This window comes from Alphaproteobacteria bacterium (genome assembly GCA_037146715.1).
Classification (GTDB): domain Bacteria; phylum Pseudomonadota; class Alphaproteobacteria; order UBA7879; family UBA5542; genus JBAWWO01.
Genome location: JBAWWO010000002.1, coordinates 79,763 through 98,867, shown reverse-complemented (window position 1 = coordinate 98,867; position 19,105 = coordinate 79,763). Strand labels below are relative to the sequence as shown.

The window sequence follows — 19,105 nt, the reverse complement described above, 5'->3', positions numbered from 1 at the left end:
CTATTGCGAACTAAACACTAAACGGGGCAGCCGAAGTTGCAACTAGAGGATTTCTCAGTGTCTACAGGTTTAAGTGATTCAGCCCAGCTGTTATAATAGGTTTTCGTTATACTGAATGGGGTAGTGCTATCTATATCGCCGGTATTACGCAGCATAGTCTGTATAACAGGATCTTTGGGGTCGGCCGTCAAAGAAAGCAAAGGAAAATCATACTTCATCTCATGTTCATCAATTTTGTTATCCTTCAAAATTGCACCCTCTTCAATGGTGGGGGGTGCCCCATCTTTAGATATTATGTGAAAAAATCTTTTGCTTCCTGGACCATAGTCTCCTGAGCCAAAGTCTATGCGCGCATGTTGGCCAATTTTTGCTTTAGTTCCCGTGCTCCACTTAGGGCCCGAAGTTAGCAGAAATCTTAAAGAACTTAGTCCATTCTGATGATAAATACTTCCATCGATTTGAATTTCTTGAGCTGAAAAAAGCAAGTCATAATCCGTCTCCCAGTGTATCCTAGCACCTGATGTGACAAGAATTTTACTTGCTCCACACGCATTTGCATTAATGGCTACAGTTGCTATACCCATCCAACGATGGATCATCGTATCTGTAATGGAGGCTTCTGGATACTGAGACTTTTCAGCCTCACCTATAATATACATAATTTTTTCTTGTGATCCGAGTGCTGGGGGCGCAGAGATAGACCCTTCGCCCCTATGAGGCTTGAGGGTGGCGGTAGTTATCTTCCAAAAAACTCTTGCCCCAATTTTAGACCTCGCTCATCAATTGAATGGTCTAGATGGGGAAGTAGATGCAGAGATACGGGGAACCCGGCGGTTTTTAACATTATATTCGCGTCTTTTGAAGCCGTTGCAGGAACTACATCATCTTGCGCTCCATGAACCAATAGAATGTCTAAGTCCTTGGGTGAGCTTGTAATGTCTTTCGGATCCATGGGGACTCCCCCCGAATAGCCAATGACTTTGCTGCATAGATGGGGCTGGGTAAGGGCTGTATATAAGACCAACATGGCCCCTTGGGAAAATCCAACGATACAAGTATTCTGCCAAGAAACTTGATGCTTTTCCTGCATCTGTTTTATAAAAGTGGCCAAACTTGGAGCCGCTTTTTTACAGCCGGCGGTTAACAAAGACTCTTCTAAATTTCCAATAGGAAACCACTGAAAGCCATAGACGGAGGCTACAAACTCAGGCGCATTAGGGGCAATGAACAGGGTGGTGGGAACGAACGATTTCCAATACTCCCCAAGTCCCATAATATTTTCCGCGCTGGCCCCATAGCCATGCAGAATAAAAACCAGGTGTTTTACAGGGCCCTTACTGGCAACTTCACAAAAATGTTGAATCATGGGATGACTATAGAGTATGTTTCATAATCATGAAATCAGAATATTATGAATAATGTTTCAAAGTATATCAGAAAAACTTACCAACAGTAGACCTCTTGTATAACCAAATATGGGCGGGAAATTTACGCTACTTTTTTGATAGGGTAGTGCACACCAATGCAACCATTTTATTTTTATCCTTGGCATCACTTTGTGCGATCAATAAAGTTAAGGCAGTGAGCGCTGGGGGCGTTATGCGAGATCTATCTAAAACCTTAGCTTGTTGTAAGAACCATATAAATGCATAGGCTCCAGATCTTTTATTTCCATCCAAGAATGGGTGATTTTTAACAATGAAGTAGAGCAGATGTGCTGCTTTTTCTTCTATGCTAGGATACACATCTTGATCTCCAACGCTCTGCATTACATTGCCAACTATTCCTTCGATAGAATTCTTTGTTCGTTCGGCACCAAACAATTCTGTCGCTTCACCTTTTTGAACCAAAGCATACTTTAGTTTTTGCAAAGCCTTATCAAGTTTATCAGATGTTAATGAAACTTTTTTCTTAGTGATTCCTGTTATAGAAAGTTGATCTCTATCATAGGCATCTAATGATATCCAGGTATCAGCAAACAGACTAATAAGCTCTAAAATACTCACATTATCAACAGGTGAAGCAGAAGGGAGCAAACTTTTAACATCTGCGATTGCTTTCATGAATTGTTCATAATTTTCTTTGATACGATCGCGGTTGATAGTATATCCTTCAACAATATGGTTTCTTAGGGTTTTGGTCGCCCATTGGCGAAAATGTGTAGCGCTTTTTGAATTCACCCGATACCCAACACTAAGTGCTGCATCAAGATTGTAGTGGTTTACTTTATATGTTTTTCCATCTTTGGCAGTATGTTCCATTTTGGAACACACTGAATTTTCGTTTAGTTCTCCTGAAGAAAAAATATTTCCTAGATGCTTTGAAATCGCCTGACGCTGCACGTCAAATAAAGACGCAAGTTGCTCTTGAGTTAACCAAATCGTATTATATTGAGAGTCTGTTTTTAACTCTAAAGCGCCATTCTTAGATTGGTATACAACTAAACTAGATTTTGTTTTTATCATGATATTTGCTTTTTCACAAAAATGTTGAATCATGGGATGACTATAGAGTATGTTTCATAATCATGAAATTAGAATCTATTGTAAAAATTGAGGCCGGAAAAAAATATTTTTTCTGCACCTGTGAGAAAAGCGCCAACTATCCTTTCTGTGATGGCAGTCATAAGGGATCAGGGCTTAAATCTTTATGTTATGAATCTCCTATTGAACAGACGGTTCAATTCACTGATGGCTGCGTGAAAGAAGTTCAAGAATAATGTTCCAAAGTCTATCAGAAAAACTCACCAACGTTCTTAAGGGGCTGGGCCGGCAGGGAGCCCTAACGGAACAAGATGTGACCACAGCCCTGCGGGAAATCAGGATTGCTTTGCTAGAAGCCGACGTGGCTTTGCCCGTTGTTAAAAATTTTATTGAAAAAGTTAAGGAAAAAGCCATTGGGCAAAAGGTGGTGGAAAGTGTGTCGCCTGCCCACCTTGTCACCAAAATTGTGCATGATGAATTGGTTGAGGTTCTGGGTTCTGAAACGACAGAGCTGAACTTGGCCACCACGCCGCCAGCGATCATTATGATGGTGGGGTTGCAGGGGTCTGGTAAAACAACCTCCTCAGCCAAGCTGGCTAAATATATAAAAGACAAGCTGAAGAAAAAAGTTTTGATGGCGTCCTTAGACGTTTATCGTCCGGCGGCTCAGGAACAATTAGAGGTGTTGGCCCATACGATTGATGGCCATAGCCTGCCTATTATAAAAGGGCAGGGGCCTCTGGATATCGCGGAACGGGCCCTCAAGGCCGCGCGCTTGGAAGCTTATGATGTGTTGATTCTGGATACGGCGGGGCGTTTGCACATTGATGAAGCTCTGATGGACGAGCTTGTTCAGGTTAAACGCCATGTGAAGCCCATTGAAACCCTGCTGGTGGTGGATGCCATGACGGGGCAAGATGCGGCTAATATTGGAAAAGCCTTTCAAGACCAATTAAGTCTTACAGGTATTATTCTGACCCGGTTGGATGGAGACGCCCGGGGTGGGGCGGCTCTTTCCATTCGGCAGGTAACTGGGTGTTCTATTAAGTTCATGGGGGTGGGCGAAAAGGTTGATGCCCTTGAAGTTTTTCACCCGGATCGGGTGGCTGGACGCATCTTGGATCAAGGGGATATTGTTTCTTTAGTAGAAAAAGCAATAGAAACTATTGACAAAGATGAATCAGAAAGGCTAAACAGGAAGATCGAAAAAGGGTCTTTTGACCTGAACGATATGGCTGCCCAGCTGCAACAAATGATGAAGATGGGCGGAATGTCTGGCTTTTTGAACATGCTTCCCGGTATGGGAGGACTGAAAGAAAAGATGGCGTCACAGCAAGTGGACGATAGAATTCTGAAAAAACAGATTGCTATTATCCAATCTATGACTCCGAAAGAGAGACGCTTTTATAAGGTTTTAAATGGGTCTCGGAGAAGGCGAATTGCTTTAGGATCAGGCACCACGGTGCAAGAAGTGAATCGGCTTTTGAAACAGTTTGAAGGAACCTTACAGATGATGAAAAGGGTTCAGAAGATGAGCAAAAAGGGATTTTTGCAAAGTGGTTTAAAGAATTTATTTAACTAAAGAAGGAAAAGAAAATGGCACTAAAAATTAGAATGGCTCGCGCAGGGGCAAAAAAGCGTCCCTATTATCACATCGTTGTGACGGACGAGCGCAACCCGCGTGATGGCAAGTACATCGAACGCTTGGGTTCCCATGATCCTTTCTTGGACAGAGAAAACCCTAGTCGCGTTGTTTTGAAGCTAGATCGTGTTAAGCATTGGCTTTCTGTAGGCGCGCAAGTATCTGACCGCATTCACTTGTTTTTGGCAAATGCCGGAATTTTGGAAAAGAAGCCTTTGACACCACAAACAAAAAAGAACAAACCAAAGCGCAAAGCTATGGAACGTGTTCAAGCTGATATCGATAGAAAAGCTGCTGCTGAACAGGCGGCTAAAGATGCTGCTGAAGCGGAAGCCGCTGCTGCAGCTCAAGCAGCTGCAGAACCAGTTGTTGAAGAATCTGTAGCAGAAGAGATTGCACCAGAAGAAGCTTCTGTTGAAGCTGAAACTGTTGAAGAAAGTGCTTCAGAAGAAGTGCCGGCTGAAGAAAGCGTTGTCCCAGAAGAGACAACACCTGAATCAGTTGAAACTCCAGCTGAAGAAGAAAATAAAGAATAGGGTTTTACGAGGTCACGAAAGGAAGCTGGATTGCTTCGTTAGGCTATGCCCTTCTTGCAAGGACGTGGAAAACCTGCCTCCAATGGATTCCCTCGGGTGCGGAACGCACCCCCGTTAGAGCGGCCAGTGTTGAAAGTAAGGCGTGAGTCCTTGGGTCAAGCCCGAGGGATGCAATAAAGGATACTTCTATGACTTGGACTCCTGATAAAAAAGTACTTGTTGGTTTGATTGTGGCGCCTCAGGGTATTAAGGGACAAGCCCGCGTGAAGTGCTTCCTTAAAAATCCAAAAGACTTAGATCAGTTTAAAACTTTACAAAAAAAAGACGGAACCCCTTTTCCCAAAATAAAAATTTCTTACCTGAAAAAGGAAGTTGCGATTATTAACATTCAAGGCGTTACGGACCGTACAGCCGTTGAACAGCTTAAAAACACTGAACTTTTCATTGATCATTCTGAGCTACCATCCTTGGACGACCAGACTTTTTATGAGGCCGATCTTGTGGGGCTTTCCGTTCAGTCTCTTGCCGGTGAATCCCTGGGAATGGTTGTGAGTGTCCAGCATTTTGGCGCAGGGCCTTTGCTGGAAGTCCAATCTATACACCCTGGTGAAACGGTTTTTGTGCCTTTTAAAGATGATTTTGTTCCTGTGGTTGAGTTGAAACAGGGCTTTTTGCAGGTGGAAGATTCTTTCGCAGATCAGTTAAAGGAAGAGCCTAAATGACAGCCCCTGTTTGGCATGCGACAGTTTTCACCCTGTTTCCTGATATGTTCCCCGGTCCCTTAGGATTTTCTTTGACGGGACGGGCCCTTGAGAAAAAAATTTGGGATTTAACAACCGTTAATATTCGAGATTTCGCCAGAGACAACTATAAATCCGTTGATGACACCCCATTTGGCGGCGGCGCAGGCATGGTTATTCGGGCCGATATTTTAGACCAGGCCTTGCAGTCTGTGCCCCGGGATTCTGATGTTCCGCTGATCTATTTAAGCCCCCGGGGAAAGCCCTTAAATCAGGCTATGGTCAAAAATTGGATAAAGGGTTCAAAAATTCACTTGATTTGTGGAAGATATGAGGGTATTGATGAAAGACTTCTTCAGAAGAGACGGATCCAGGAAGTAAGTCTGGGTGATTTTGTCTTGTCTGGTGGAGAGTTAGGCGCCCTTGCGTTGATTGATGCTTGCGTGCGCCTGTTGCCCGGGGTGATGGGTGATCAGGGGTCTTTGCTTGAAGAAAGCTTCGAACAGGGACTTTTGGAATACCCCCATTATACAAAGCCCCAGGTTTGGGAAGGGTTAGAAGTTCCCAGTGTATTGCTTTCGGGCCACCACGAGCAAATCCAGAAATGGAAATTGCGTGAATCACAGCGGTTAACCCAGAAGCGTCGCCCAGATTTATGGGCCGAATACGTGCGTAGAAAGTTTGAAAAATAAAAAGTTAGGTTTTGTTATGAATATTTTACAACAGATTGAACAAGAGCAAGTTAAGCGCTTAACGGAAAATAAAACTATTCCAGCCTTTGTTGCCGGCGATAGTTTGCGTGTTGACGTGAAAGTGGTTGAAGGGGATCGTGAACGTATTCAGGCTTATGAAGGTGTTTGTATTGCCCGAAAGAATGCGGGATTGCACTCGTCTTTTACCGTTCGTAAAATTTCTTATGGAGAAGGGGTTGAGCGTGTGTTCCCCTTGTATTCTCCGCGCATCACAATCACTGTCGTTCGTCGCGGTGATGTGCGTCGTGCTAAGCTTTACTATCTAAGAGATCGTAAAGGAAAGAGTGCGCGGATCGCAGAAAAGAAGACTGTTCGCCCTGTAAAGGTTGCGGCTGTTCAGCAAGTAACCCCAGATCTAGAGTAGATTAAAACCTAGCCTTTAGGGGCATCGCGAAACTGCAGGTTCTCGGGTCGTCCGAGGAAAGTAGTAGAGTGCTGCTGCCTCCAATTTCCGTCATTACGAGGTCTGAAAGGCTGTCGTAATCCAGCACTTCCTTTTTCTTTCTACATAGTAGGCGTTCCGACTGGTTGCTACGCAACAGGTGGATTGTTTCGTTAGGTTATCCTTTGTAAGTAAGGCGGGGGTCCTAGAGTCAGCTCAAGGAAAGAAATGGGGAGATTGGGTTCGGTTTCTACCAAAAGAAAAAGGCTTTCTAATAAGAAAGCCTTTCACCTTTAAAATAAAGTAAAACTTTATTCAGACCTTACTCAGACTTTTCGTCAGAGCTTGTATCAGCAGCAGCATCAGTAGAAGCTTCAGAAGCGTCTCCAGAAGTGGCAGATGCATCTGTTGTTTCTGTTGTTGTTTCTGTTGCTTGATCTGATGAAGCTTCATCTTTCTTGCTGCAGTTAGCCAAAGCCAACAAAGCGGCAAGAGACAAAATGATATATGCTTGTTTCACGTCGATCTCCTTTACGTTTAGGATTGTTGTTCCATAACTTATCCCTATCATAACTTTTTTTAGAGTTCCAGAAAATAATGCGTTTTTTCTGATCTTTTTTGTTTTTTTGGTAATTGTAAAGTAACAAAAACCCCCATGGTTGCAGTTTAACCCCCTAAAGAAGCTGGACTGTTTTATTTTTCTGTTTCTTAAGCAACAAAAGGAAAATAATTTAAGAAAACTCAAGATTTCCAGTTGTGTAAACATTTTTATATGCTATGATTGGATCAACATTTAAGAAAACAGGGGATACCATGTACAAGACTTTATCATTTATTTTCATTTTTTTCTGTGGCCTTGCTTCTTTCGAGTCTTCTTTTGCTGCGGATCAGAGCACTAGTGAAACTGCCAAAGAAATTCTAAAGAAGATGAAAACTGCGGTTAAAGACAATAACGGCAAATTTGAACAGTATTCCAAATATATGGAAGGCTATAAACAAGCCTTAGCAGATGTTAAAAAATATGGTTTGGCAATGCAGAAAGTAAAGTTAGAGATCATTGCGAATAAATCTTATCTGGACAATCTTATGAATTCTCTCGATATGCATCATTCAACAGATTATGCCTCAAAAAGGGATGCGAACGACCTATTGAATGAACATAAATACAAAGATTATGAATCTCTTTTACGCTATGGCTATGCTGCAGAATTCTCCAAAACGTGTCACTATTTGAAACCTATGGGGGGTTATTTCCCTGATCCTCAATCTTTGCATGTGCGGAATTTCTTTGATCTTCCTAGAACTGCCGAGGAAAGAAGCGAATAGCAAGCTAACCTTTAAAATATACCCTCTTATTGCCTTTTCGGGCTTGACCCTGCCCCTTTCATCATCCTTGTACATATTAGGATTTGGTGACAGAAAAGGGGCAGTTTTCGGAACTTCCCCCAATCTTTTACGTTAGAGGATCACGACCAGGGAAAACCGTATTACCTCATCTCTTTAAATCGCTGATACCAAGATTGAAACATCAGAACGCCCCACAGACCATGGGGGTTGACGGATTTGTGGTTTTTAAAGTCAGCCCACTGCTGATGAATGAACTCACTATTTAAAATGCCATCCTGATCCAGTTGATTCTTTGATAGTAAATCAGACGCCCAGGGGTTCAAACCTGTACGCAGCCATTGATCCAGGGGAATGGAAAATCCTTGCTTGGGACGCTCTAAAAGCTCAACTGGAATATGCTTGTGTGCAATCCACCTTAAAGGACGCTTAGAGGTCTGTTTGTTTATTTTAAAGGACGTGGGCAAACGGAAACTAAGCTCCAAAAGCCGGTGATCCAGCAGGGGTTCCCGGGTCTCAAGACTGACAGCCATGCTGGTCCGATCAACTTTCACCAAAATATCATCGGGCAAATAGGTTTTCATATCTTGCATTTGCATATAAAGGATGGGGTCCCCCATAACCTTAGGGAGGGAATTTGGTAAATGGGGGAAGTTCTTTAAAAGAGATGACGGGTGGTTCCAAATAGATACCAGCCCGTCATATAAGTTTTCTATCGTGTTTAGGTCTAGTAACTGCCCTATTTTATGGGTTTTTTCCTGCAATTGAGCAAGTTGAAAAACCCCTGATTTTTCCACCGCTTTCAACAAAGAAGGTGGTATCCCACGCAGGCCCGTGCTACCAAGTTTGCGCAAAAACATGGGGGTTTTAAAAATCCATCCATAGCGGCTTAGGGCTTGATAGCGATTGTATCCTGCAAAAACCTCGTCTCCTCCGTCCCCTGACAGAGCTACGGTCACATGCTGTCGGGCCATTTTGGCTACCAGATAGGTGGGAATTTGGGAGGCATCCGCAAAGGGCTCATCAAACCACTCACAGATTTCGGGCACAAGATTTAAGCAGTCTTTTGGTCCACAATACCATTCGGTGTGATCTGTTCCCAGATGGTTGGCAATGGCTTTGGCGTGGGGCGCTTCGTTATAAAAATCCTCATGAAAGCCAATAGAAAACGTTTTGATAGGGGTAGGTGATTGGCTTTGCATCAGTGCCGCAACCGTTGAACTATCAATCCCCCCCGACAAGAAACACCCCAAGGGAACATCCGCAATCATTCTTTTTTTGACTGAGTCTTTCAATAAGGTTTCAATATCCTCACAGGCCTGTTCAAAGCTTTGGGTGTAGGGATTTTCTTGGGCTCTTTGTAAAGCTCTATCCAGGGACCAATAGGTGGTTTCTTGAACATGACCTTGCCCATCAATGGTTAAAATATGCCCAGGTTCTACTTTGTTGATATCCTGAAGGATAGATAGGGGGCTGGGTACATAGTTGTATTTAAAATAAAGTCCCAGGGCTTCCAGATTAATTTCAGGCTTAAAAGCTGGGTGGGCATAAAAACTATTTACCTGAGATCCAAAAAACAAAACTTTATTATGAAAGCCCCAGTATAGAGGCTTCACCCCAAGCCGATCCCGGCATAAATAAAGCTTTTGTTCATCCCGGCGCCACAGGGCAAAGGCGAACATGCCCAAGCATTTTTCAACAGCTTTCTGAACTCCGTAGAATTCACAGGCTTCCAGTAAAACTTCTGTATCAGAATGGCTTTTAAAGCGAATGCCTTTGGATTCAAGGTCGTGCCGTATCTCTTGAAAATTATAAATTTCCCCGTTAAAAACCAAAACACTGTTGCCTGAAGTCGATACCATCGGTTGGGCCCCCAGGGGAGAAATGTCAATAATGGCCAAGCGCCTATAACCAAAGGCTAAACCTATATTTTCATCAACCCAAGTGCCCTTATCATCTGGTCCCCGCGCCTTAAGGCTTAGGGCCATTTTTTCAGCAACCTGATGTTCATTTTCTTTTGTAAAGCGGGTTTTAAGCTCCCAAAAGCCGGTTAATCCACACATGACGTCCTTCTATGATTTATGATCTGACATTATACCATTCAACTTCAATCGTCATCCCGAAATAAATTCAAGGTGATGGTAGCGGATTTAAGATGCAAAAACCTTCGAAAAAGAATCCCCCGGATGGCGTTCAATCTTTTGAGACATCTCTAAGTCTAGCAAAAGAGGCCACAGCTTGTCAGCGGGCAGGCGGGTTTCTTGAATCAAGGTATGGACCGACAAGGGGGTGGCATTCAGCACAGTCAGCAAGGTGTTTTGCACATCTGTTGGGGAAAATTCCAGGGGGGATTCTTCTGCGAACAGTGTGCTTTGCTGGGGGGCGTGCAACATAGATCTTTTTTCCAATACATTTAAAATATCTTGGGCCGATTCTGTTAAAATAGCCCCTTGTTTCAGCAAAAAATTGGTGCCCCGGCATCGGGGATCCATGGGGGAACCCGGTACAGCAAAGACTTCCCGACCCTGTTCTGTGGCGCAGTTGGCGGTGATCAGGGACCCGGACTGGATTGAGGCCTCAACCACCAGCAGCCCTTGAGACAAGCCAGAAATCAACCGATTGCGCCGGGGAAAGTGAGAGGCTTGTGGGGTGGTTCCATAGGGCACTTCTGTTAGTAGGAGACCTTCTTGGGAAATTTTTTCATAGAGCACTTTGTTTTCTTCCGGATACACATTGTCAATACCGCCGCCAATCACCGCAAGGGTACCCGTTTCTAAAGCCCCCTTATGGGCAGCCGTATCGATCCCCCGGGCTAAACCTGAGGCCACAACCCAGTCGGCTTTTCCCATGGTGGCAGCGATCTTAAAAGCAAGGCGACAGCTGTGACTTGAGGCATTGCGCGCCCCAACAAGACCTAAAGTGTTTTGGGTGAGCAAATCCAGATTCCCCTTTACAATCAAAACAGGTGGCGCATCGGGCAGCTGCTTTAAAAGGTCTGGATACTGGGGGTCAAAAAGGGTGATGAACTGGGCCCCAAATTTTAAGGTATTATCGATTTCTGTGTGGATCAGAGGCAGGGGGGGCAGGGTAATTTTGCGCTTAAGCCGTCCCTTAATCTCATCCCACTGAGTCACAATGGTTTCTGGATTTGGGTAATGCTGGAGCAGCCGATGAAAGGTCAACGGCCCCAGATTTTCACTGCGGATCAGTTGTAAAGTTTCTGTCAGATAAGGGTTTGTCATGGAACAGATGAAACAAAAAAATGGAGAAAAAATCAAGAGGGCAATGTTGCTTTAATTTGAAGTTGGAAAAAGAGAGGCTGGATTGCCACAGAAATTCTGCGAATTTCTTCGCAATGACGAGGGTGGGGAATAATTCTAATTTTCTTATATACTCCTCTTGACCGGATGAAAAATTTGATTTATACCCAGATTAGCACTCTAAGAACAAGAGTGCTAACTCGTAATAACCCTTTTAAAAAGAGGAAGACCATGAAATTTAAACCCTTACACGATCGTATTTTAGTGCGTCGCTTAGAACAAGAAGAAAAAACCAAAGGGGGCATCATTATCCCCGATACGGTAAAAGAAAAACCTATTCAAGGTAAAGTATTGGCTGTTGGGGCTGGTGCCCGCGATGAAACCGGCAAACAGCACCCCCTGGAAGTTAAGGTGGGTGATACTGTTCTTTTTGGAAAATGGTCAGGCACAGAAGTCAAGATAGACGGTGAAGAGCTGCTTATCATGAAAGAATCTGATGTTTTTGGAATTATATAGTTGTTAATAAGGAGATAAAGTTATGAGTGCAAAAGAAATCAAGTTTTCAACAGACGCACGCAGCAAGATGTTGAAAGGCCTAGATATTCTAGCTGATGCCGTGAAGGTAACATTGGGTCCAAAGGGGCGTAATGTAATTTTAGAAAAATCTTTTGGGGCACCCCGTATCACAAAAGATGGTGTTTCCGTTGCCAAAGAAATTCAGCTTGCTGATAAGTTTGAAAATGTAGGCGCGCAAATGATTCGTGAGGTTGCCAGCAAGACAAATGATATTGCGGGTGACGGTACAACAACAGCAACTGTTTTGGCCCAGTCTATTGCGCGGGAAGGTTTCAAGGCTGTTACAGCTGGTATGAATCCTATGGATTTGAAGCGTGGAATCGATTTGGCTGTTACAGCTGTTGTGGCTCATGTCCAAAAGCATTCAAAGAAGGTTACAACGAATGCTGAAATTGCCCAGGTTGCAACCATTTCTGCCAATGGCGAAAAAGAAATCGGTAACATGATTGCCAAAGCCATGGAAAAAGTGGGTAAAGAGGGTGTGATCACTATCGAAGAAGCCAAAGCCATGGAAACGGACGTTGAAATCGTGGAAGGAATGCAGCTGGATCGCGGTTACATTTCCCCCTATTTCGTAACGAACCCAGAAAAAATGACTTGCGAGCTGGATGAACCTTTCATTCTGATTCACGACAAGAAAATTTCCACCCTACAGCCTATTTTGCCAGTACTTGAAAAAGTGGCTCAATCCGGTCGTGCGCTTTTGATCGTTTCAGAAGATCTTGACGGGGAAGCTTTAGCAACCTTGGTTGTGAACAAGCTTCGCGGTGGGTTGAAGATCTGCGCGATTAAAGCGCCTGGATTTGGGGACCGTCGTAAGGCCATGTTGGAAGACCTAGCCATTTTGACAGGGGCTACTTTGGTTTCTGAAGAAACTGGAGCTAAGTTGGAAAATGTAACGCCTGATATGCTAGGGTCTGCAAAGCGCGTTGTGATTACAAAAGAAACATCAACCTTTGTTGATGGAGCTGGCAACGCTAAGAAAATTGAGGCACGCTGCCATGAAATCAAGGCACAGATTGAAGAATCAACCTCTGATTATGACAAGGAAAAAATGCAGGAACGCCTAGCTAAACTGTCTGGTGGTGTTGCGGTTATTCGTGTAGGCGGTGCAACGGAAGTTGAAGTGAAAGAACGCAAGGATCGCGTTGAAGATGCTTTAAACGCAACCCGTGCAGCTGTGGCAGAAGGTATTGTTACCGGTGGAGGAGCAGCTCTTTTGCATGCGTCTAAAGAAGCCTTCAAAAACTTGCATCCAGCCAATGATGACCAAAAAATGGGAATCGACATTATTCGTCGGGCTATTCAGTCTCCAACACGTCAGATCGTTGAAAACGCTGGCGAAGAAGCTTCCATCGTTGTGGGTCGTATTTTAGCCGAAAAAAGCCCTAATTTTGGATACAACGCCCAAACCAATGAATATGGCGACATGTTCGAATTTGGTGTGGTTGATCCAACAAAAGTGGTGCGGACAGCCCTGCAAGATGCAGCGTCCGTTGCTGGTTTGCTAGTCACAACAGAAGTGATTGTTGTGGAAAAACCCGAACCTAAATCATCCATGCCCGATATGGGTGGAATGGGTGGTGGCGGTATGGGCGGCATGGGCTTTTAAAGCCTAGCCTTTTGGCCGATTACTTCGCGAAATTATAAGCTCGTGGATTCCTCATGTACCCAAATGTACACGTCGGAATCCACGCCCTTTATTTCACTCGTACTCGACGCAAAAATCTAGGTTTTTACAAAAACCATAATCTTTTGTGGTGCTCCATCGTGGATCGAAGATTTAGAAACAATTCCTGCCACTAGAAAGTTTGTGGAATAGAGCCGTGTCTTTCTCGCTGCACTCGTCCGAAAGAGATACGCTAGAAAATAATAGAAATTCTTTGTCAGGGCTTTTGATAAATTGATGTCCCTTAAAAGATTTTATCAGAAAAAGTTTTGCACTTTTTTGCTTAAGAGTCACTGGTTTTTGCATAGATTCCCCATCTTTGCCGCCAGAAAACTCGTACCACTTAACATGAGACGTCACATCAACTAATTCCCATTGATTGGCTGCTTGGCTCATAATTTTTTGTGTGTACTCTATCCAATCATCTAGAGCCCCACTGGGCATAAGAGTTATTTTTCCAAAAGGCGTGAAAAATCCAGTAATGTAATCTCCTTTTGCGATCTCTAGAAATAAATATTTTGGGGATCTAAAATTATCAAAATCTGGCGTGGGGTGGTTTATGAAGCCATTTTTAGATTTTGGAGAGGCTTGCTCTATAAGTTTTCGAAATTCAGATATAGTCCCATAATAAGGGCGCATATATTCTTCATTGGCCCAGTTCTTAATAATGCTTTCTGACGGAGCCCCATATGTTGAAATAAATAATAACATCAAACTAAAAAAAGAGACAGTTCTTATCATTTTTCATCTTTTAAGGATTCAAGGTAACTGTTGGATCCACAATTCCTATCTGAATTTTATTTTTGTCAAAAGCTTGTTTAAGTCTGCGGTAAAAAACTGTTTTTAGAGTTTTTCTTGCACCAGGAATCATCTTGATCCGGGCTTTCACGTGAACCCCATATTGAATGAAGTCTTCCACATAAACCTCAAGCGTGTTTTCTTGAAGTAGATTTTGATCTTCATGGTCTTTTTTCATATCTAAAATAACTTTTCGCATCAGCTCCATAGCTTTTTCTAGGTCTGACTTATAATCAATAATAACATCCAAAACTAGGTTAACAAATTTCCATTCGGAACTGGCAATAGAGTCAATTTTTCCAAAGGAATAAGTGTGAAGGAGTCCATTGAAATCTCGCACGGAAATGCTATGTAAACTGATGCGCTCAATGCGGCCTGACGTATGATCATTGATGGTAACTTCTTCCCCAATAACCACAATATCTTCCATCATATAAATGATGCCTTTCATCATGTCTTGCATCACGTTTTGGCCCACCCATACAAGAACGGCACCAAGACCCGCAAATACCATCAAGATAATTGTGCCGCTTAATCCAAACAGAAGCAGAATTATGCTTAGGCTTGGAATCCAAAGAAACGTGGGAAGAAGGGCTTCAAAAACCGTCAGAAAAGTATACAACCTGTTTCCTGACCGCAGAGCAATTTCTTTTTCCGTTCGACTATTTAAGATTTTTCTAATGATAGAAAGAAAGAAATTTCTTACGGAAAAGGTTATAAAGATAATAAGCGAAATAAAGAAGATTTTTTCGAACAAAATATAGCATATGTGCTCTATGGATTCAGTTGCTTTATCAAAACCCCACAGACTCATCAGGCAATAGAAAGATAGAAAATAATAGATAGAATAGCCGACCAGTCGGAAAAATTTTCGACAATCTAAAATATCAATCATCTTTGAAGATAGGATTTTCTCAGTCAGTCTTACGGAAACATAGCCCAAAACATTTGTTGTAACGGCACGGGAAGACAGCAGAATTAAAAGGAAATCGACCCCTAAAAGAATATCCAGAAATTTAGAGGGCACAAGTTCCACCTCAACCCCAAACCATATAAAAAAAGAACATAATATTCCCCATCTGGCCAGATGGTTCCAATATTTTCCATAATGTTTCCAATAGTGGGCAAAAACATGCAGTTTTTTGTCAGGAAGTATTTTTTTGTTTTCTTCAGAAAACAGTTCAAGAGATAAAACAAATAAAAACAAACTAACCATATAAAAATAAAAGACTAACTGCCCAGGAAAAATGATTGAAGGATGATGAAGGTGATTATAAATCAGAGGGCCCACATCCCCCTTGTGGTCTATTAAAAAATCCATAAAAAAAGCAGAAACTAAAATCAACCCAGCGCAGATCAAACCCAAAGAAAACAAATAGATTACCCACCGATAAATAAAGGGTGGGGCAACCATTCTTAGCTTTTTGCGAGATTTTACGTCTAGATTTTTTTGATCTACCTTATAAAACAGAAAAGCAATTTGTTTGATGGGAAAAATAGTTGCAAAAATAAAGAAAGTTTTTATCAAGGCGCTGTGTAACACAGGGAATAAGCTGAATAGATTAGCAAAAAAATTTCCAAGCAAAAGAAAAACTATCCACGGGGCAACATAGAATAAAATTCGGTCTCCTTTGCTAATGCTATAGCCTTTCTGAGATGGGTGATGAATCCACACAAAAAAGATAAAGCGTTGCAGGACGAAAAAGCCCCCTATTGACAGAAACAGAACCAGAAGGGTTTTAATAAACTGGGCAATTAAAATGCCCCAGGACCCTTCATCTGGGGCAATAGAGGCGGTTTCCGTGTCAAAATATTGAAAAATATGACGAACCGAGGAAAAACTCTCATTAAAATTTTTCGAGAGATAGTCTGAGAATTTATTCAAACTGGACCCAGCACTTACGACCTCATCAGCGCCGCTTTTTAACATGCCAGCAACGGATGAAGCAGCAGGGCTTTCAAGAGAAAACATCAGGGCACATAAAGTGATTAAAAATATTTTTTTCATGAGTATCTCGCTGTTACTTTTTTATAATCCTATCATACAGATTTTTAATTGTATATGTCAGGAAAGAAGCAGATCTTCTGGTCTGGGGAAGATGTTGTGTGCGAGAAGATTAAATCTGATCCACCAGTTCGGGGGTGCCATTGCTGCTCAAGCTGATTTTTTCTATTTTGAGGGTGGCATCCTTCAGTTTTTCTTCACAGAATTTTTTGAGCTGAACGCCTTTTTCATATAAAGCAATTGAGTTTTCCAAGCTGTCTTGAGCAAGTTCTAGCTTTTTTACAATAGTTTCTAGCTCTTCCAGAGCTTTTTCAAAAGTCATGAGTTCTTTCATCGTTCTTTATTTTGATAGAGTGTTAACAAAAATTCTAAATTCTTCCGTGGCGGATACTACCACAGAAGTTCCTGCGGGTAAATCGGGGCCGATGATTGTCCATTGTTGCCCCTCAATTTCAATAAGGGCTTGCCCTGCGACAATGGGGGTAGGGAGCACAAAGACCTGACCTTTTTTCGGACGGAATTTGCTGGAGGGGATTCTTCCCTTGCGGGATATTAAATGACCAGGAAAAATAAAAGAAATAAGCAAAAAGGAAGCAAAGAAAATAACCAGTTGTAACCAGATTTCCTTATAAATAGTGATGCTTTCTGTGTATAAGGTAAATCCCCACACAACCAAACCTGTCAACATTGCCCCCAAACTTAGGGAAATAGAGATCTTTCTTCTGACGATAAGAGCTATCAGGAAAAGAAGAACCCCCAGAGTGAACCATTCAGCATAAGTGATTTGTAATATACCCATAGAGAGATCGTACTGTGATTTTTGGTTCTTGAAAAGGAAAAATGGTGCGCTCGAGAGGATTCGAACCTCCGACCCCAAAATTAGGAATTTTGTGCTCTATCCTACTGAGCTACGAGCGCCACCCTAAAGGTTATAAAATGTTTAAATTGTAATTGCAAAACAAAAGAGGTTTGGTATCAAGGATTTCTCAAGCTCTTTTTAATTGCTTTGCTAATCTGAGAAGGCTTTTCCCATGAATCGGGATCATCAGTCTCAAGATCTTGTAGAAGATCACTCAATTTCTGGAAGTCAAGGTCCGATTCCTTAAACTCTAATAGCATTGTCCAGGTTTCTATTTTGGAGCCCGAATAACTCTGCAAATGAGTCAAAACTCCATCATAAAGGCTCTCGGGAATTTGATCAAAACAGGACGCGAGTTCAATGACTAAGGCCTTCTCGCTTGGCAGAAATTCTGGGTCTAAGTGCTTCTTTAACCTTCCGATAAATATTTTTTGATTAGTGCCCGTAGTTTTCAAAATCTGAAGGGCGGTGCGACCAAGGTCCAAAATGTCCGACTCAGCTCTTTCATCCCAAGGGGTAGACCTTGAATATACAATAGCTAGGAGATCAATTACGACAGCTTTTTGTGAAGGATCCTGTGGTAAATTTTTAGATTCCTTAATTATGGTTTTTTCTATCCATTTTTGGGACCTAATAGGAATTGCTGCACATGCTTTTTCAAATAATTCAAAATCACTGGTCCCGGGTTGTATTTTTAGCATTTCCGATATTCTCAGGGGCCAACTTTCTTGAATTTTTTTTGGCTCTTCATTTCGAGAATACACTGCATTAAAAAATCTTGATATAGTAGGCCACCAGCCATTTTCCTTATCATCTTCTGCTGCCGCACCATAGGATTGAGAATAAGAGAACAATAAGATTAATAGAATTGAAATCTTTTTCATAGGATACCTCTTTCTAATGTTTCAAGATTTATCCTCTTTATCTAGCGCAATTGGAAAAAGAAATCAACTTGCAAAAATATATTTTTTTCTTCTAGACAAAATTATCTTTTTAAAAGGTGACTAACAATCTTAGCCGTATAATCAACCATGGGAATAATGCGCCCATAGTTAATACGGGTAGGACCAATAACACCCACGGCCCCAATTATTTTACCTTCAGAATTTCCATAAGGGGACAGCACCAAAGAACAACCTCCATAAGAAAACCACTCGTTTTGGGCTCCAATAAAAATTTGCACCCCGTCGCCTTGCAGCGAGGCATCCAGCAGATGCACAAGTGTTTCTTTTTGCTCCAGCATGCCAAAAATATTTTTAATCGCTTCTAGTTCTTCCAAGTGGGCTACATTGTGCAGCAATTTAGATTGCCCCTGAATAATTAAAGAAGGATTCTTTTCTTTTCCAGACCATAAGGCCAACCCTTTTTCGATAACATTTTGACTTAGTTGATCGAGCTGTGTTTGGTGAGAACTAAGTTCTTTTAGAATTTGCTGCTTGGCGTCAGTTAAGGTTTTGCCAACTAAACGATGATTTAAATAGTTACTGGCTTCTGCTAAAGCAGAGGGTGGGATCCCTTTGGGGACATCAATCAAACGATTTTCTACCTCGTCATCATTTGTGACCAAAATTGCCAGGGCTTTACCCGGCTGTAAGCTGACAAACTCAATGTGTTTTAAAGTTAGTTCTTTTTTTGGGGAGATCAAAAAACTAGCGCACGATGAAAGACCCGATAAAATAGATGTAACCTGGCCCAAGACCTCATCCACAGTAAGCCCTTTTTGTACGCACTGAGATTGAATCATCAAACGATCCTCATTTGACAACACGCCTGTTTCTAAAAGACCTTGCACAAAAAATCTAAGTCCTGCCTCGGTTGGCAAACGTCCCGCTGAGGTATGAGGAGAATATAAAAGCCCCACTTCCTCTAACCTAGCCATAACATTGCGAATAGTTGCAGATGATACATTCATCCCCAAACGCTCGGCCAGAGCCAAAGATCCAATTGGCTCACCCGTTTCCACATAGGCTTCCACAATGTGGTTTAAAATCTCTAAAGATCGTTTATTAATTAAGTCCATTATGGCCTTTGCAAAATTTTCTTTACGTTCTGTAGCAAG

General features: G+C 42.3%; 21 protein-coding genes and 1 tRNA gene. 9 read left to right on the top strand and 13 right to left on the bottom strand.

All coding sequences use genetic code 11. The features are described 5' to 3' along the window. Window positions 1–17: 17 nt before the first annotated feature. From WCG05_01460 to WCG05_01450, 3 genes are all read right to left on the bottom strand, one after another. Window positions 18–659 carry a hypothetical protein gene (locus WCG05_01460; GenBank protein ID MEI8320662.1) on the bottom strand — a complete coding sequence of 214 codons (642 nt, stop codon included), beginning with the start codon at window positions 657–659 and terminating at the stop codon, window positions 18–20. Between the two features lie 77 nt (window positions 660–736). Next, the gene (locus WCG05_01455) at window positions 737–1,366 is read right to left on the bottom strand and encodes a dienelactone hydrolase family protein (protein MEI8320661.1); all 630 of its coding nucleotides are present in this window, start codon (window positions 1,364–1,366) and stop codon (window positions 737–739) included. A 127-nt stretch (window positions 1,367–1,493) separates the two neighbouring features. Then, entirely contained in the window at window positions 1,494–2,498 is a 1,005-nt protein-coding gene (locus WCG05_01450; GenBank protein MEI8320660.1) for a virulence protein RhuM/Fic/DOC family protein, read from the bottom strand. Window positions 2,499–2,527: 29 nt separating this feature from the next. On the opposite strand from WCG05_01450, the gene WCG05_01445 reads away from it, so the two are divergent. From WCG05_01445 to rplS, 6 genes are all read left to right on the top strand, one after another. Further along, window positions 2,528–2,719 (top strand): CDGSH iron-sulfur domain-containing protein, encoded by a 192-nt coding sequence (locus WCG05_01445; protein MEI8320659.1) that lies wholly within the window; start codon window positions 2,528–2,530, stop codon window positions 2,717–2,719. Further along, window positions 2,719–4,065: a signal recognition particle protein gene (ffh, locus tag WCG05_01440; GenBank protein ID MEI8320658.1), complete on the top strand. Its 1,347-nt coding sequence runs from the start codon at window positions 2,719–2,721 to the stop codon at window positions 4,063–4,065. The genes WCG05_01445 and ffh overlap by 1 nt, the downstream gene beginning before the upstream one ends. Before the next feature lie 14 nt (window positions 4,066–4,079). Beyond that, entirely contained in the window at window positions 4,080–4,661 is a 582-nt protein-coding gene (rpsP, locus tag WCG05_01435; GenBank protein MEI8320657.1) for a 30S ribosomal protein S16, read from the top strand. Window positions 4,662–4,849: 188 nt separating this feature from the next. Continuing rightward, the gene (gene rimM, locus WCG05_01430; GenBank protein MEI8320656.1) at window positions 4,850–5,383 is read left to right on the top strand and encodes a ribosome maturation factor RimM; all 534 of its coding nucleotides are present in this window, start codon (window positions 4,850–4,852) and stop codon (window positions 5,381–5,383) included. Next, window positions 5,380–6,093, top strand: coding sequence for a tRNA (guanosine(37)-N1)-methyltransferase TrmD (gene trmD, locus WCG05_01425; GenBank protein ID MEI8320655.1), 714 nt, complete (start codon window positions 5,380–5,382; stop codon window positions 6,091–6,093). Before rimM ends, trmD begins: the two co-directional genes overlap by 4 nt. Before the next feature lie 16 nt (window positions 6,094–6,109). Further along, window positions 6,110–6,517: a 50S ribosomal protein L19 gene (gene rplS, locus WCG05_01420; GenBank protein MEI8320654.1), complete on the top strand. Its 408-nt coding sequence runs from the start codon at window positions 6,110–6,112 to the stop codon at window positions 6,515–6,517. A 340-nt stretch (window positions 6,518–6,857) separates the two neighbouring features. On the opposite strand, the gene WCG05_01415 is transcribed toward rplS, so the two are convergent. Further along, window positions 6,858–7,055 (bottom strand): hypothetical protein, encoded by a 198-nt coding sequence (locus WCG05_01415; protein ID MEI8320653.1) that lies wholly within the window; start codon window positions 7,053–7,055, stop codon window positions 6,858–6,860. A 257-nt stretch (window positions 7,056–7,312) separates the two neighbouring features. On the opposite strand from WCG05_01415, the gene WCG05_01410 reads away from it, so the two are divergent. Then, window positions 7,313–7,861 carry a hypothetical protein gene (locus WCG05_01410; GenBank protein MEI8320652.1) on the top strand — a complete coding sequence of 183 codons (549 nt, stop codon included), beginning with the start codon at window positions 7,313–7,315 and terminating at the stop codon, window positions 7,859–7,861. Window positions 7,862–8,022: 161 nt separating this feature from the next. On the opposite strand, the gene asnB is transcribed toward WCG05_01410, so the two are convergent. Together asnB and dprA are read right to left on the bottom strand one after the other, a co-directional pair. Continuing rightward, the gene (gene asnB, locus WCG05_01405) at window positions 8,023–9,942 is read right to left on the bottom strand and encodes an asparagine synthase (glutamine-hydrolyzing) (protein MEI8320651.1); all 1,920 of its coding nucleotides are present in this window, start codon (window positions 9,940–9,942) and stop codon (window positions 8,023–8,025) included. 87 nt (window positions 9,943–10,029) lie between these two features. Further along, entirely contained in the window at window positions 10,030–11,121 is a 1,092-nt protein-coding gene (gene dprA, locus WCG05_01400; protein ID MEI8320650.1) for a DNA-processing protein DprA, read from the bottom strand. 249 nt (window positions 11,122–11,370) lie between these two features. Between dprA and groES the strand changes: the two genes are divergently transcribed. Both groES and groL read left to right on the top strand, forming a co-directional pair. After that, a complete protein-coding gene (gene groES / locus WCG05_01395; protein ID MEI8320649.1) occupies window positions 11,371–11,655 on the top strand; it encodes a co-chaperone GroES in 285 nt (94 codons plus the stop codon). A gap of 22 nt (window positions 11,656–11,677) precedes the next feature. Then, entirely contained in the window at window positions 11,678–13,327 is a 1,650-nt protein-coding gene (gene groL, locus WCG05_01390) for a chaperonin GroEL (protein MEI8320648.1), read from the top strand. A 171-nt stretch (window positions 13,328–13,498) separates the two neighbouring features. Here the strand turns inward: groL and WCG05_01385 are convergent, their stop codons facing one another. The 7 genes from WCG05_01385 to hrcA all read right to left on the bottom strand — a co-directional run bounded on the left by WCG05_01385 (window position 13,499) and on the right by hrcA (window position 19,066). Continuing rightward, window positions 13,499–14,125, bottom strand: a complete 627-nt coding sequence (locus WCG05_01385; GenBank protein ID MEI8320647.1) for a hypothetical protein — start codon at window positions 14,123–14,125, stop codon at window positions 13,499–13,501. A gap of 10 nt (window positions 14,126–14,135) precedes the next feature. After that, window positions 14,136–16,190 (bottom strand): mechanosensitive ion channel family protein, encoded by a 2,055-nt coding sequence (locus tag WCG05_01380; GenBank protein MEI8320646.1) that lies wholly within the window; start codon window positions 16,188–16,190, stop codon window positions 14,136–14,138. A 109-nt stretch (window positions 16,191–16,299) separates the two neighbouring features. Then, window positions 16,300–16,521, bottom strand: coding sequence for an exodeoxyribonuclease VII small subunit (locus WCG05_01375; GenBank protein ID MEI8320645.1), 222 nt, complete (start codon window positions 16,519–16,521; stop codon window positions 16,300–16,302). 6 nt (window positions 16,522–16,527) lie between these two features. Further along, a complete protein-coding gene (locus WCG05_01370) occupies window positions 16,528–16,986 on the bottom strand; it encodes an NfeD family protein (GenBank protein MEI8320644.1) in 459 nt (152 codons plus the stop codon). Window positions 16,987–17,028: 42 nt separating this feature from the next. Continuing rightward, window positions 17,029–17,105: transfer RNA gene (locus WCG05_01365), tRNA-Arg, on the bottom strand. A gap of 57 nt (window positions 17,106–17,162) precedes the next feature. Beyond that, window positions 17,163–17,930 (bottom strand): hypothetical protein, encoded by a 768-nt coding sequence (locus WCG05_01360; GenBank protein MEI8320643.1) that lies wholly within the window; start codon window positions 17,928–17,930, stop codon window positions 17,163–17,165. Between the two features lie 101 nt (window positions 17,931–18,031). After that, entirely contained in the window at window positions 18,032–19,066 is a 1,035-nt protein-coding gene (gene hrcA / locus WCG05_01355) for a heat-inducible transcriptional repressor HrcA (GenBank protein MEI8320642.1), read from the bottom strand. Window positions 19,067–19,105 lie beyond the last annotated feature (39 nt).